The following is a 14,717-nucleotide window of genomic DNA, read 5'->3' as shown; positions in this document are numbered from 1 at the left end:
CGACTGGCGCATCACGCGGCTGCTGGCGAGCGGCAGCATGCCGGCAGCGCTGCTGACGATCTGGGCCTTGTCGTTCCTGCCCAAGCAGAGCGCAGCCGTCTCGCAGATCATTTCGGTCTCGCTCGGGGTTGCCCTGCTGCTGACCGCGGCCGCGATCATCTTTCGCAACCAGCTGCAACAGCAGGCACTGGCGCAAGCCGACGATGTCGCACACACGCAATTGCGGACACCGATCACGATAGCCTTCGGCGCCCTGCTCGGGGTGCTGGTGACCATCTCCTCGGTCGGTGCCGGCGCGCTCGGCGTCGCCGTACTGTTCTACCTCTACCCCAGGCTGCCGGCGATCCGCATCATCGGCAGCGACGTTGCCCACGCGGTGCCGCTAACGCTGCTTGCCGGCCTCGGTCACTGGCTGATCGGCAGCGTCGATTGGTCACTGCTCGGCAGTCTGCTGCTCGGATCGCTGCCCGGCATCTGGCTCGGCAGCCACGCTTCGGCGAAAGTACCGGACCGCATTCTGCGTCCGATTCTTGCCGGCATGCTGGTGCTCATCGGCAGCAAGCTGATTGCCCACTAGGCCGCAGCGCTGGCGCTGACTAGCGCCTCATTTGACCCAAGGAACGAGCGCAATGTATCGCTACGACAAGACTGACCAACAGATCATCAACGAACGCGTCACCCAGTATCGTGACCAGATCAGCCGTCATCTGGCCGGCGAGCTCACGACCGACGAGTTGCGTCCCCTACGCCTGCAGAACGGCCTCTACATTCAGCGACACGGGCCGATGTTGCGGATCGCCATCCCCTACGGCATGCTCGCCGCCGCACAACTGCGCAAACTGGCCGAAATCTCGCGCCGCTACGACCGCGCTGTCGGGCACTTCACAACGCGCCAGAACATGCAGCTCAACTGGCCGCAGTTCGAGGAAACCCCGGCAATCCTCGCTGAACTGGCGAGCGTGCAAATGCACGCCGTACAAACCTCGGGCAATTGTGTGCGCAACATCACCAGCGACCATTTCGCCGGGATCGCCCCCGACGAACTGACCGACCCGCGCCCCTACTGCGAACTGTTGCGACAATGGTCGACCTTCCACCCGGAATTCGCTTTTCTGCCACGCAAGTTCAAGATTGCGGTCAATGCCGCGGCCGTAGATCGGGCCGTGATTCGTGCGCACGACATCGGTCTCGACCTCGTCCTCGATGACGACGGCGAAATCGGTTTCCGGGTATTTGTCGGCGGTGGCCTCGGCCGCACGCCGATCCTCGGCAAAGTGGTTCGCGAATTCCTGCCGCGCCGGCATCTGCTCTCGTACCTGGACGCCATCCTGCGCCTGTATAACCGCTATGGTCGTCGCGACAACATGTACAAAGCGCGCATCAAGATTCTCGTGCAGGCGCTCGGCATCGAGGAATTCAGCCGTCAGGTCGAAGCCGAGTGGTCGCAGCTCAAGGATGGTCCGACGACCGTGCCAGACGCCGAGTTCGCGCGCCTTGCCGGGCATTTCAACCCACCAGCCTGGGAAACGTTGCCGGCAGAAGACCCGCTGCACGCCGCCCGGATCAGGACAGACCGGGCCTTTGCCCACTGGGTCAGGCGCTGTGTGCATGCCCACAAGACGCCAGGCTATGCCGCCGTCACCCTTTCGCTGAAAGCGCCTGGGGTCGCTCCTGGTGACATCAGCGACGCGCAGATGCGGGCCGTTGCCGATCTTGCAGAACGTTTCAGTTTCGGCGAAGTACGCGTCAGCCATGAACAGAACCTGGTCCTTGCCGACGTCCGCCAGCGCGATCTCCACGAACTCTGGCAGATCGCCCGCAGCCATCGCCTGACGACCGCCAACATCGGCCTCCTGACCGACATGATCTGCTGCCCCGGCGGCGACCTCTGCGCGCTCGCCAACGCGCGCTCGACCCCGATTGCCGAGGCGGTCCACCAGAAATTCGACGACCTCGACTACCTCCACGACATCGGCGACATCTCGCTGAACATTTCGGGTTGCATGAATTCCTGCGGCCACCACCATGTCGCCAATATCGGCATCCTCGGCGTCGACAAGAACGACGAGGAATGGTACCAGATCACGATTGGCGGCCAGCAAGGCAATGCTGCGGCGATCGGCAAGGTCATCGGCCCCTCGTTCTACGCCCAGGAGGTCCCCTCGGTCATCGAGGCGCTGATCGCCGTTTATCTGGAAAACCGGACCGACAGCGAGCGTTTCATCGACACCTTGCAGCGCATCGGCATCGATCCGTTCAAGGCCCGCGCTTACGCCGGTCGAGATCGGCGCAGAACCGCCAAGGTCGATAGCCGGGAAAAGGAGGTCGTCAATGCCTAGGATCATCAAGAACAGACAAATCGTCGAGGACGACTGGCAGGTGCTCGCCCTCGCCGCAGGTGAAACGCCGGATACGGTGCCGCTGCCCGCTGCACCGGTGCTGCTGCCGCTGTCGGTCTGGCAGGCCCGCCGCGACGAAATCATTGCCCGCGCCGCGCCCCTTGGCGTCTGGCTCGACAGCCACGAAGGTCCGGAAGCGCTGGCCGGCGACATCGACCGTTTCACGGTGATCGGCGTCAATTTTCCGAAGTTCACCGATGGGCGCAGCTACTCCAGCGCCCGCCTGCTGCGCGAACGCTATGGCTACGGCGGTGAGATCCGCGCCCTCGGCGACGTCCTTCAGGACCAGCTCTTCTACATGCAACGCTGCGGCATCGACGCCTACGCGCTGCGGGCCGACAAGGACATGGAGAAGGCGCTGGCCGGCTTGTCGGTTTTCAGCGAGGCCTATCAGGCGGCGGTCGACCAACCGCAGCCACTGTTCCAAAGACGCCCAGTACAGGAACCGACATGAACAACCGGCTCAACCTCGACGACCCGGTGCTCCTCGACGCGCTGGCTGCCCGCGTCGATGCAGCCAGCGCGCTGCTGCACGAGATCGCCGACGACTTTTCGCCGGCTGCTTTCGCCAGCAGTCTCGGTGCCGAAGACATGGTGCTGACCGATCTGATCGTCCGCGAAGTCCCCGAGATCGAGATCTTCTCGCTCGATACCGGCCGCCTGCCGGTGGAAACCTACGATCTGATCGCTCAGGTCAGAAAGCACTATGGCCTGGCGCTTCACCTCTACTATCCGCGCCATGATCTCGTCGAGGCCTACACTTACGCGAACGGGATCAACGCCTTCTACGAGTCGGTCGAACTGCGCAAGGGTTGCTGTCTGGTGCGCAAGGTCGAGCCGCTGCAGCGCGCGCTGACTGGCCGGAAAGCCTGGATCACCGGCCTGCGCGCGCAGCAGGCGCCAACCCGTGATGGCTTGCCGATCCGCAGTGTCGACACCGCCAACGGTGGCCTGACCAAGTTCAACCCGCTCGTCGACTGGAGTGAACGCGAGGTATGGGCTTACCTCAAGCTCAACGAGGTCCCCTATAATGTCCTGCACGACCGTTTCTACCCGAGCATTGGCTGTGCGCCTTGTACACGGCCGATCACGCCTGGAGAGGATATCCGCGCCGGCCGCTGGTGGTGGGAAAACCCGGAATCCAGGGAATGTGGCCTACACGTCAAGCGCACCCAGCTTCCCGAAAGGCAATCATGAGCACAGCAACGCTCTCGCAACTCACTCAGGTCAAGCTATCTCATCTCGACTGGCTGGAATCCGAGGCCATTCACATCATGCGCGAGGTTGCCGGCCAGTGCAGCAATCCAGTACTGCTCTTCTCCGGCGGCAAGGACTCGATCTGCATGCTGCGTATCGCTGAAAAGGCTTTCCGCCCGGGCCGCTTTCCGTTTCCGCTGCTACACATCGACACCGGCCACAACTACCGGGAGGTCACCGACTTTCGCGACTGGCGCGCGCGCGAACTCGGCGAGCGGCTGATCGTCCGCTCGGTCGAGGACTCAATGGCACGTGGCACGGTTGTCCTCAAGTCACCCGATGAACCGCGCAACAAGCATCAGTCGGTGACGCTGCTTGAAGCGATCGAGGAATTCGGCTTCGACGCCTGTATCGGTGGAGCGCGTCGCGACGAGGAAAAGGCCCGTGCCAAGGAGCGCATCTTTTCGTTCCGGGACGAATTTGGTCAGTGGGATCCCAAGAACCAGCGACCCGAACTCTGGGATCTCTACAACGCACGCAGCTTCAAGGGCGAGAACATGCGCGTCTTCCCGATCTCGAACTGGACCGAGCTCGACGTCTGGCAGTACATCGAACGCGAACAGCTCGCGCTGCCGTCGATCTACTTTGCGCATTGCCGGCCGCTGGTGCGCCGCGGCGGTGGCCTGCTGCCGGTCACCGAAGTGACGCCGGCGAGACCCGGCGAAACGATCGAAAACCTGATGGTGCGCTTTCGCACCGTCGGCGACATCACCTGCACCGCGCCAGTGGAATCCGACGCCGACAGCGTCGCCAGGATCATTGCCGAAACGGCCATCACGACGATCACCGAGCGCGGCGCGACCCGCCTCGACGACCAGACCTCGGATGCTTCCATGGAACAACGCAAAAAGGAAGGATATTTCTGATGTCTGCGATGGAAAGACTGCCCACCGCCGCCGTTCCCGACAACGGCCTGCTGCGCTTTCTGACCTGCGGCAGCGTTGACGACGGCAAGAGTACGCTGATCGGCCGCCTGCTGTTCGACAGCAAGACCATTCTCGCCGATACCCTGCATGCCATCCAGCGGACTTCGGCAAAACGCGGCCTCGATGTCGTCGACCTGTCGCTGCTGACTGACGGCCTGCAGGCCGAGCGCGAACAGGGAATCACCATCGACGTGGCCTATCGCTACTTCACCACCGGTACGCGCAAGTACATCATCGCCGACGCCCCCGGCCACGAGCAATACACGCGCAACATGGTCACCGCTGCATCGACTGCCGACCTGGCCATCATCCTCATCGACGCCCGCAAGGGGGTGTTGACGCAAACCCGCCGCCACTCCTATCTGGCACATCTGCTCGGCATTCCGCATATCGTCGTGGCGGTCAACAAAATGGATCTCGTCGACTACTCACCCGCAACCTTCGCGCAGATCCGCAGCGACTATCAGGGATTTGCTGCGGGGCTGGGTCTGACCGACGTACGCTTCATCCCGATGTCGGCGCTGCAGGGCGACATGATCGTCGAGCGCGGCGAGCGCCTCGACTGGTACGACGGTCCGACGCTGCTCGAGATTCTCGAGAGTGCGCTGGCCATCCACAGCGCCCACGCCGAAAAATTCCGCTTTCCGGTGCAGTACGTCTGCCGCCCACAGGATTCCGCCAACCCGGAACTGCACGATTATCGTGGCTTCATGGGCCGTGTCGAATCGGGCGAACTGGTCGTTGGTGATGTGGTTACGGTGCTGCCTTCCGGGCGGGAAACGCGCGTCAAGGACATCCAGGTGCTCGGCGAATCGCTTGACCGGGCCGTGGCCGAACAGTCGGTGACGATTCTGCTCGAAGACGAGATCGACATCTCGCGTGGCGACATGATCGTCAAGAGCGGTGAATTGCCGAAGGTCGCCAAGCAGATCGACGCGATGCTCTGCTGGCTGTCGGAGTCGCCGCTTGATCCACGCCGCAAGTACCTGCTCCGCCACACCACCCGCGACAGCAAAGCCATCCTCGCCGGCATCGTCTTCCGCGTGGACATCAACAGCATGCAGCACGAGACGGCCGAGCGACTGGAGATGAACGACATCGCGCGCGTCAGCTTCAGGCTGGCACAACCGATCTTCGCCGACCCCTATGCGGAAAGCCGTGGGACCGGCGCTTTCATCGTCATCGACGAGTCATCGAACAATACCGTCGGCGCCGGCATGATCGTCTGACCATCCGTACCGACCATGGACATTCACGGCAAACCCATCGCGGAACGCATCGACTGGCTGTTCGGCCTTGCCGACCGCCACAGCACGATTTTTCGCAGCCCGGAAGCCTGGCTGGCCCGGGAACGTTATCTGGCCGAGCACCCAACCGCGATCGCCGTCCTCAAGTGCATGGACGGCCGCATCAACATTCCCGTCGCCACCAACACTCCGGTGGGAATCCTGATGCCCTTCCGCAACCTCGGTGGCATTTTTGACCTTGGCTGGCCACATCTTGGGGAGGTCCTTGCACACCACGTACAACGCGTCGTCGGTGCCGGCCGGCATGTCGTGGTCCTGGTCACCTACCACTACTCGCAAGGCGACCCCAAGCGCGGCTGCGCCGGTTTCCAGTACGACACGGCAGCGGCGATCGCACACACCTACGAAATTCGCCACCAGGTCGAACACATTTTCGGAAGCGACCACGGCACCGTCTATCCGCTGGTTTGTGGTTTCGAAACCGACGAGGATGCGCTGGTCATCCACGGCACCGCCGGCGACAAACTCGACCTGGCAACCTTGACTTCAAGTGACCGGGCAACCCTCGAACTGCGCTTCGCCGCCCTGCTGCCGGACATGCCGGCGCGCATGCGCGCCGACCTGCTGCCACTGCTGTATGGCAACCTGGCCCATATCGAAGACGTACGCGCGCAGATTCGCCGTAACGAACGTCTGCTCGACATCGAACACCGCGAGTGGATGATCTGTCTCGGCCGAGGCTTCGACTTCCTGCACACGCCCAACATCGCCCTGATCATCGGCCCTTACAGCCCGAATCTGGATGTCCCGATCCGCCGCGCGGCCGGCATCATTGAAGCCAATATGCAGGCCGGTCGCATCCCGGACGACGGTTTTCTGCTGCTGGCCTCGGTGCCCTACGATGAAATCGGAGTGGACCGCGCACGCGCCGAACTCAAGTCGCGATTCCTCTCGACTTTCGCCGCCGATGTCATTCGTGCCGAGTTTCCCCATCTCAGCGAGCAGATGACCATCCGCACCGCCGTCCTCGACTGGCGCTCACGAACCCTGGAAACGATCGCGTAAGGGAGGTTCAAGGCGCCAGGAAAACCCCATCCTCTTCCGCCGACTCCCTTCTGCCTTGACCCTCATCATGTCCCTCCACACCCATCTGATTTTCGGCTTCCATTCGGTTCTTGCCAAACTGCGCCACGATCCAGGTGCGGTGCGCGAGATCTATGTCGATGCGGGTCGCCACGACGCGCGTCTGCGTGATCTGCTTGGCCACGCGGAGTTCGCCAAGGTACGGATACTGCCGGTCGAGTCTGCCCGCCTTGCAGCGATTGCTCCCGGCGCCAGGCACCAGGGGGTCATCGCCAGCGTCGATGCCATTCGACGCCAGTTAGCGCTGGACGATGTGCTCGATACGCTCGAAGAGCCGGCTTTCCTGCTGGTTCTCGACGGCATTCAGGATCCGCACAATCTCGGGGCCTGCCTGCGCGTCGCTGATGCCGTCGGTGCGCACGCAGTAATCGCACCCAAGGACCGTGCTGTCGGCCTGACCCAAACAGCCGTCAAAGTGGCCAGTGGAGCTGCCGAAACCGTACCGTACATCACGGTTACCAATCTGGCTCGCACCCTGCGTGAACTCAAGGAACGCGAAATCTGGGTGATCGGTACCGATGACGAGGCGAAAGAAGATCTCTATGGCGCGCAGTGGCCGGTGGCCTGCGCCTGGGTACTGGGTGCCGAAGGCGACGGCCTGCGCCGCCTGACTCGGGAAACCTGCGATCAACTGGTACGCATCCCGATGCTTGGATCGGTGACCAGTCTCAATGTCTCGGTGGCCACCGGCGTCTGCCTTTACGAGGCGCGGCGGCGAGCCCGCCAGCAAACCGGCAGGAAGTAGCCCACCACTACTCCCGTCTCTCAGGTCTTGTACGAGTAACGATAGACGTAGCCCTTGTAGCCATAACGATAATTCTGGCGGCTGACATTGAGGTCGTTGAAAACGAAGCCCTTGACCTGCACACCCGCCTGATTGAGCCGTTTGACTGCTTGTTCGAGTTCGCGAATCGGGTGTTTTCCTGCTCGGGCGATCATCAGCGTCGCTCCGACATGACGTCCAATGATCGCCGCATCGGAGACGGCGAGCACCGGCGGTGCATCGACGATCACCGTATCGAAGTTCGCCGCGAGTGCGGCCAGCAGTACCTCAAAACGCGGATGCATCAGCAACTCGGAGGGATTGGGCGGAATCTGCCCGGTCGCGACCACCCGCAGTGTGGGCAACACCGTGGGCTTGAGGATTTCTTCAAGCGAGGCCTGTCCGGCCACATACTCGGACAATCCAGGCGAACGCTCGATGTCGAATTCCTTGTGAAGGTGCCCCCGGCGCAGGTCGGCGTCGACGATCACGACGCGTTTATCAAGCTGCGCAAGGACGGCGCCCAGGTTCTTGGAAACGAAGCTCTTGCCCAGACCCGGACTCGATCCGGTAATCAGCAAGGAGTTGCGCTGCGCGTCGAGGAGCGCGAAATGAAGCGTTGTGCGCAGTCCGCGCAGGCTCTCCACCGCGTCTTCCTCCGGATAGACAACCGCCAGCAGTCCGCCCGTGCCACCACGCCCGTGGCGATGCAATTCGACCTCGGCCTTGCTGTGCGGCACTGTCGCGTACACCGGCAGACCCAGTTGTGATTCGATGATCTCAGGGTCTTCGACGACCACGCGCAGCGAGCGCAACACCCAGATTACCAGCATGCTGATCAACAGGCCGAGCAGCAATGCAATGCTCAGAATGGCGACCGGACCGGCGCCAACCGGTTTGCGGGCGACCGCAGCGACGTCGATGACGCGCACGTCGCCAACGGTGCCGGCTTTGGAAACCCGCAACTGCTGAGCGGTGTTGAGCAACTCGGTATACAACCGGTTGGAAACCTCGACATCACGAGCAAGGCGCAGAACGGTCTGCTGGGTATCGGGCAAGCGCGCAACCTCGGCGTCGAACTGCTTGCGGCGTTCATTGAGCCGCTGCAGCTTGTTGTCCATCGCTTCGATCCGCGGGTGCTCCGGTTTGAAGTGCTGACGCAGTTCGTCCCGCTCCTGCTTGAGCAGCACCGCGGCATTTTCGACGTCAACCAGCGACTTCAGGATCGCCTGTGTTTCGAGGTTCAGATCGAGAGAGCCGCGACTCTGACGGTAGTTGTTGTAAGCCGCTTCGGCGCTGTCCAGTTGCGTTTTCAGCGCAGGGAGCTGGGTTTCGAGGAACTTCAGGGTTTTCTCGGCTTCGGCTGATCGTCGTTCGACATTCTGGCGAACATAGGTGTTCTGGATGTCGTCGAGGACCAGACCGATCTCGGCCGGGTCCTGCCCGAGCAGGCTCAGTTCGAGGACTCCCGACTTCTTGCCGCGTTCCTTGACCGAGTAGTTGCGACGCAGATCGTCAATCGCCGTTTCCGCAGAAAGCTTTATGAGCCAAAACTGCGTACCCGGCCGTGCCTTCAGGTCCGCAACAAAAATCGCGTAGTCCTGGTTACTGGCGCGCATCCCGGCCTTGCCTTTGAGAACCAGCTGATCATCCTCGTCGAAAACTTCAAATGCCCCGCCCTCGCCGGCGATCAGGGTATGTAGCTGGTCAAGTTGCACCCGCGGGACATCGAGCGAATCGACCTGAATACGCTCCCCCCCCCAGGCGAAGCTGGAGAGGCCCAGCCATGGCGAATTGGGCTCGTCGCCCTCGTAACGCTTGGCAACCGCGCTGCCAAGCAGAGGTAATGTTCTCGGCTTGGCAATGATGTCGAGCTTGAGCTTGGCCACCACCCGTCCGAGGACCATCCGAGAACTCAGGATTTCGATCTCGGCAGAAACCGTCGTATCGTCACCCAGCAGTGGTTGCAGGGCTTTCAGCGAGCCGACCCCGGAGCTTTTTTCCTCGACCTGCAACAAACCATCTGCCCGGTACACCGGCTTGACCACCAGCAACCAGGCCAGACCAATGGCCACTGCCAGCAGACTGATCGTCGCAATCAGCCAGCGGTAGTCGATCAATACGGCAATGATCTCGCCAAGCGCCAGGCCTTCCTCCGCCTCTTCGGAAGAAATCTGCGGCAGCGCCTGCGTTGCGGCTGCGTTCATGCCGGGAACAGTCTTCGCACTGGCAGCGGGTCTTGACTGGTCGTTATCCATTGATCATCCGTAGTTGCAGCCGCCCGACAACGGGCTTGGCGGTTAGGCATGGTGAGCCGCCAGACCCTCGCAATCGGCGCACCTGGCCAGACTGGGATCGGAAAAGCGGGCCCGCTTCAGGTTTAGCGCGACGGTTGTCGGCCACCGAAAAGTGGGAAATAGGTCTGACTGGTCAGATTGAGCATCTGTGCCGTCGGCAGTATGTTGGCGATCACGCGCTGCCAGCGGACAATCGGTGCCGTGTCGACGTAAATGATGTCGCGAGGCCGTAGCGGGAAGCGGTCGGCGAGCAGCATCGCATCCGGCAGACTGGCATTGAGATGGAACAACTCTGGCGTATCGCTGTTGCCGCGCATGACATAGACCCAGCGTGGATCGGCGGTCGTCTGATTGATGTAACCGGAATCGCTGAGCGCTTCCGCAAGTGTCGAACGTTTCTTGTTCATCACCAACGAACCCGGCTTGGCAACTTCGCCAAGCACAAACACCTTGTTATAGCTACGGTCAGCGACGTTGACAATGTCGCCCTGCTCAAGCAGTGCATTCTGCTCGCTGAGACCGTAATCATACATTGCCTGAATATCGACCAGATAAGTCGTACCCCGCCGCGTCAGCAGCACACGACTGAAATCCGCATCGGGCGTGAAGCCCCCGGCTCGATTGACCGCATCGAGGACGGTCATCGGAATGTCGGTCACCTGTTGTATCCCCGGTTTGAGCACTTCACCAACGACGTACACCTGCTGGCTGCGGAATGCCACCATGCGCACGTCGAGCTGAACCTTCTCGATGTACTTGGCCAGTCTGGTCGACAGAATCGACCTGACCTCGCTGGTCGTCTTGCCCTGAACCTTGATGACGCCGACGTAGGGAAAGAAAATCGTCCCGTCTTCGGCGACTACGGTGCCGGCTTGTTCGGCCGTACGAAAGCTGCCGGCGGGGATGGTCAGCTCCGGATGGTCCCAGACAATGATCGAGATGATGTCACCGGGACCAAGTCGGTATTCGGGCACGGCCGCAGGTTTATCGCTTGACGGGCGAGGATTGTTCTTTTCCGCCGCCTTGGCAGAGCTGGTCCCGTCGCCGACTGGCGGCCGGGCCGCCTTGAAAAGGTCGATGATCAGTTCAGCAGTGATCGGCTTGATTTTGACGTTGGCGGGAACCAGCGTATCCCCCTGCTGTATCGGTAGCCTTACATCCGACTCATCGCGGTGACTGTACGCCTGATTGCCAGGAATGATCATGCAGCCCGCCAGCGTACCCACGGCGAGACACGTCAGGATCTGGCGGCTCCTGGCCAGAGGAACCGGAGACACATTCATGCTGAAGCTCATATCTTGATATCTTACACTCCCGCGAACGGACGGCCGATCAAGCCGTTCAAACCAGCTTGCTGACCCAGGGCTCGAGTGCTTCCTCGATCAGCTGCAGTGCCTCGGCGTGCGCTTCCTCTCCACGCCGATACGGGTCGGGAATCTCCGTTTTCGTCCAGTGCCCGAGCAGGAAGGTCTTGCCACGCGCTGTCGGGTCCATCGCCAGCACGGCGTCCCGGTGGTGTGTTTCCATCACCAGCACCAGTTCGGCCCAGCGGAGCCGCTCGCGAGTGAGCTGACTGGCACGGTGAGCACTGAGATCCACACCACGCGCGTGCATCATTGCGCAGGTCGCCTCTGCCGCTGGATGATTGACCAACGCACCGATGCCTGCCGAGCGCGCCTCAATCCGCTTGCCGGCCTTCTCGATGCGTTGACGCAGAAGAAATTCTGCTGCCGGGCTGCGGCAGATGTTGCCGGTACAGACGGTGAGAATCCTGTTGAACATTTGAAGTCATCCACCCCCGGGCGGGACGCTGAATTCGAAGCCCACGCCCTCGCCCCGGACCATGCGTTGGCCGCACTCTTTCGAGTATATCAAAGTGCTCTGCGCGCAGCGGCGATCGGCACGCCGGCTGCCTCCTCCGGTCATGGCAATGTAGGCGGAACGAACGTCGTTCTCGGCATTGCGAGAGATGAACAGCCTCACATCGATACCCCGCTGTTTGGCGAGACGCCTTTTGATACGCAGCGCATCGCGCTGGATTCTGCCAATCAACTGATCATTGCCTTCGGTGGGAATGTGCACCACACAGTAGACTCGGCGTTCTTCGCGACTTGATGTGGTCATCTGATGAATACTCACCTGGTAATCATAGTCGCTGCCAAGCCCTTCTGAAATTACGCCAAGCACCTCCCGACATCTCTCCTTGCGCAGATAGCCAATAAAGATGCCGCGCACCTTCACCGACGGCAGGCCGAACCAGCCGTTGATCGACCGTAGCCAGGGCACGATCCGACTTGGCCGCAGAATCGCCAGGAAATATGCGCCGCATACGCCGATGAACAACCAGAACATCAGATACTCCGGCACGTCAAACAATAGACCACTGATACCGATCAGTCCAAAGAGCAGCTGGATGGTAACAGCCAACGCAACCACGTCGCAAACGCGATAATCAGCGCAAACGAAGAGGTGGTGCAGATGGTGGCGGTCGGGGCGAAACGGTGACTTGCCCTGCCAGATGCGGCGAATCATGACCCCTACGGTATCCATCAGCGGCAATGCGAACAGCCACAAGGCAGTTACCGGGGTCATCACGGGCTCTTGGTCCTCTCCTCCCTGTGACAGCACAATGAACAACCAGGCAAACAGGAAACCCAGCAGCATGCTCCCGTTGTCCCCGAGAAAGACTCGCGCCCGGGGGTTCCCAGGGTAGCGCAGATTGTAATAGAGGAAACCCCCGATACCACCCATCAGGGCAATGATCAAAAAGACATATCCAGCGCTGTTACCACTATGGGCAAGCATGGCGACAAGCGCCAGACTGACCAAGCTCACCGAGCCCGACAAACCATCAATGCCATCAATCATGTTGAGGGCGTTGATCAAGCCGATGGTCGAGAAAATTGCCATGGGGATGGCCAGCCAACCCAGATCGACAGGCCCCCCTGGCAAAATTTCTCCCAGTGATCTCAGTTCGACACCGCCGATCAGAACCATCGATAGAGCAACCAGGGCTTGAATAATCAAACGGGGCTTGAAGCCGAGGCCCCAGATGTCGTCGGCAAGACCGGTCAGAAAGATGGCCACGGCGCCGACAAGAAGCCCAGGCAGCACGGGCAAGGGAGACCAGCTGAAATCCCCGAAAAGCCAGTCGTCCAGCAGTGGTACGCTCATGAGAACGGCGAGCACGCCAAAACCACCAACGAATGGTGTGCTGGTTTCATGCTGCTTATGCCCGCCGGGTTGATCCATGATCCCCAGACGACTGGCGAGCACAGCACTCAGCCGGATTGCCGCACCGGATATCAACAGACAGACGCCAAATAGAACGGCCAATTCCATGGCCACCTCCACAGTTTACTGCCAAGATCCCGCCTCCGCCGAGGCGGATCACACGCTCATCATTTCACCCGTCTCTACACAAGCAGAACCCTTGCTGGCTCTGCTGTCGCGCCGAGGAGTTTGAAAGGCGTCAGGTCAGGCGACGACCGCCGAAGAGCAGACCAATGAGACCGATGCCCAAAAGTGCCAGCGAGGCAGGTTCGGGAATGGCATTGAGCTGGAGGTGCATTTTGAAGCTGACGTCGGCAGGAAGCCTCGGCTGGCCCAATACGGGCGCCAGCCAGTTCAAGTCCTGCTCGGACCACGCGGCGAAGGTTTCGTCCGCAGTATTCAATTTCCAATGGATGGAGAACTCATCGCCGGTCACGGATGGGTTGGGATCGAACAGGTAAGACCCGGGGTTACTACCCATGACCGCGGCCAGGATCGACAGCCCCAGGCGCATGACCGGATCGCTTGACAACGCCGTGTAGTTTGGCCACGACCTGGTCACATCGAAAATCATGGTGTCAGGGGGTAGCGCCGGATCGGCACCAGCTTCAAGTTTGGCAAATGCCTGGTAGCTATATGGCTTTAACGAAAGAGGCCCCAGCCCGGCCGGCAAACCGCCCAACGGGGCGAGCAGAGTATCGACGAACTTGTACTTGCCAGTGGCGTACTCTTTGAAAGCCGTGTCCGGATTGGAACACCCAGGCGCCCCGGCGGCTCCATAAGAGAAGCATCCCTCGGTCAGATCGAGGATCATCTGTCCCTTGATGCCAGCCGTTGCCGGCGCAGCAACCAAGAGCCCCGCAGCGAGACCAGCGATGGAAAGTGCCGGGCCAAAAGTCGATTTCAGATTCATCATGGTAGCTCCTAGAAAAACTCGTGAAGTAACATTGCCTGACCCCTCTGCCAGACAACCGTAATGCGGAACATTTCTTTTTTATATCATAGCAATTCGCCACGAAAGCAAAGCAATATTCATGCTATGTATGGCCATTAAATCAAAAGCTTCTTATAAACAGCCCGGTATTGATGAGTTGTCATATTTACTAGCCTGTTTTTGCTCACCGCAAGCAGCCATGTGTAAAAAAAGTCGACATCTCTCGGCGCCACAGCACCGTATTCCCGGCGGTTGAAGATCACCGAACGTAACGCCTTCGTCCAGAACTCCAGGCGCGCCAACGCGGCAACCGGCCTGGCTGCCTTGCAGCGCTGGGCCAAACGCCACAAACTCGCTGCGTTTGTCACCCTCACACTGAACGAACCCGTCATTCGAGGAGGCCAAAGCGCAAGACGCTCTACTCGACGGGTGCTATCGCCTGGAAACGGATGTGCCGCAAGGCTTGATGGATGCGAAG

At 60.8% G+C, this 14,717-nt stretch carries 14 protein-coding genes; 8 read left to right on the top strand and 6 right to left on the bottom strand.

The genetic code is table 11. The annotated features are described in order from the left end of the window. From CAPSK01_RS16865 to rlmB, 8 genes are all read left to right on the top strand, one after another. A partial coding sequence (locus CAPSK01_RS16865; RefSeq protein ID WP_034929292.1) for a sulfite exporter TauE/SafE family protein occupies positions 1 to 577 on the top strand: 577 nt, incomplete at its 5' end. Between the two features lie 52 nt (positions 578 to 629). Then, positions 630 to 2,339, top strand: coding sequence for a nitrite/sulfite reductase (locus tag CAPSK01_RS16860; RefSeq protein ID WP_034929290.1), 1,710 nt, complete (start codon positions 630 to 632; stop codon positions 2,337 to 2,339). Then, on the top strand, positions 2,332 to 2,853 hold the full coding sequence (locus CAPSK01_RS16855) for a DUF934 domain-containing protein (RefSeq protein WP_034929287.1): 522 nt from the start codon (positions 2,332 to 2,334) through the stop codon (positions 2,851 to 2,853). The genes CAPSK01_RS16860 and CAPSK01_RS16855 overlap by 8 nt, the downstream gene beginning before the upstream one ends. Beyond that, complete coding sequence (locus CAPSK01_RS16850; RefSeq protein WP_034929285.1) at positions 2,850 to 3,596, top strand: phosphoadenylyl-sulfate reductase; 747 nt, start codon at positions 2,850 to 2,852, stop codon at positions 3,594 to 3,596. Before CAPSK01_RS16855 ends, CAPSK01_RS16850 begins: the two co-directional genes overlap by 4 nt. Continuing rightward, entirely contained in the window at positions 3,593 to 4,522 is a 930-nt protein-coding gene (cysD, locus tag CAPSK01_RS16845) for a sulfate adenylyltransferase subunit CysD (RefSeq protein WP_034929282.1), read from the top strand. Before CAPSK01_RS16850 ends, cysD begins: the two co-directional genes overlap by 4 nt. Then, positions 4,522 to 5,811: a GTP-binding protein gene (locus tag CAPSK01_RS16840; protein WP_034929279.1), complete on the top strand. Its 1,290-nt coding sequence runs from the start codon at positions 4,522 to 4,524 to the stop codon at positions 5,809 to 5,811. The genes cysD and CAPSK01_RS16840 overlap by 1 nt, the downstream gene beginning before the upstream one ends. Positions 5,812 to 5,826: 15 nt before the next feature. After that, a complete protein-coding gene (locus CAPSK01_RS16835) occupies positions 5,827 to 6,894 on the top strand; it encodes a carboxysome shell carbonic anhydrase domain-containg protein (protein ID WP_034929277.1) in 1,068 nt (355 codons plus the stop codon). 67 nt (positions 6,895 to 6,961) lie between these two features. Then, a complete protein-coding gene (gene rlmB / locus CAPSK01_RS16830) occupies positions 6,962 to 7,717 on the top strand; it encodes a 23S rRNA (guanosine(2251)-2'-O)-methyltransferase RlmB (RefSeq protein WP_034929520.1) in 756 nt (251 codons plus the stop codon). Positions 7,718 to 7,737: 20 nt separating this feature from the next. Here rlmB and CAPSK01_RS16825 read toward each other — a convergent pair whose 3' ends face one another. The 6 genes from CAPSK01_RS16825 to CAPSK01_RS16800 all read right to left on the bottom strand — a co-directional run. Further along, positions 7,738 to 9,942 carry a polysaccharide biosynthesis tyrosine autokinase gene (locus CAPSK01_RS16825; RefSeq protein ID WP_273703896.1) on the bottom strand — a complete coding sequence of 735 codons (2,205 nt, stop codon included), beginning with the start codon at positions 9,940 to 9,942 and terminating at the stop codon, positions 7,738 to 7,740. A 173-nt stretch (positions 9,943 to 10,115) separates the two neighbouring features. After that, a complete protein-coding gene (locus tag CAPSK01_RS16820) occupies positions 10,116 to 11,315 on the bottom strand; it encodes a polysaccharide export protein (RefSeq protein ID WP_034929274.1) in 1,200 nt (399 codons plus the stop codon). A 58-nt stretch (positions 11,316 to 11,373) separates the two neighbouring features. Further along, positions 11,374 to 11,814 carry a low molecular weight protein-tyrosine-phosphatase gene (locus CAPSK01_RS16815; RefSeq protein WP_034929271.1) on the bottom strand — a complete coding sequence of 147 codons (441 nt, stop codon included), beginning with the start codon at positions 11,812 to 11,814 and terminating at the stop codon, positions 11,374 to 11,376. 6 nt (positions 11,815 to 11,820) lie between these two features. Next, positions 11,821 to 13,374, bottom strand: a complete 1,554-nt coding sequence (locus tag CAPSK01_RS16810; protein ID WP_273703895.1) for an MraY family glycosyltransferase — start codon at positions 13,372 to 13,374, stop codon at positions 11,821 to 11,823. A 130-nt stretch (positions 13,375 to 13,504) separates the two neighbouring features. After that, the gene (locus CAPSK01_RS16805) at positions 13,505 to 14,221 is read right to left on the bottom strand and encodes a PEP-CTERM sorting domain-containing protein (protein WP_034929268.1); all 717 of its coding nucleotides are present in this window, start codon (positions 14,219 to 14,221) and stop codon (positions 13,505 to 13,507) included. Positions 14,222 to 14,355: 134 nt separating this feature from the next. Further along, positions 14,356 to 14,717: hypothetical protein (locus tag CAPSK01_RS16800; protein ID WP_273703894.1), on the bottom strand; the 362-nt coding region annotated here is incomplete at its 5' end.

Source organism: Candidatus Accumulibacter vicinus, from assembly GCF_000584955.1.
Lineage (GTDB): Bacteria > Pseudomonadota > Gammaproteobacteria > Burkholderiales > Rhodocyclaceae > Accumulibacter > Accumulibacter vicinus.
The sequence above is the reverse complement of the archived record's forward strand: the minus strand, read 5'-3'. Positions and strand labels throughout refer to the sequence as shown.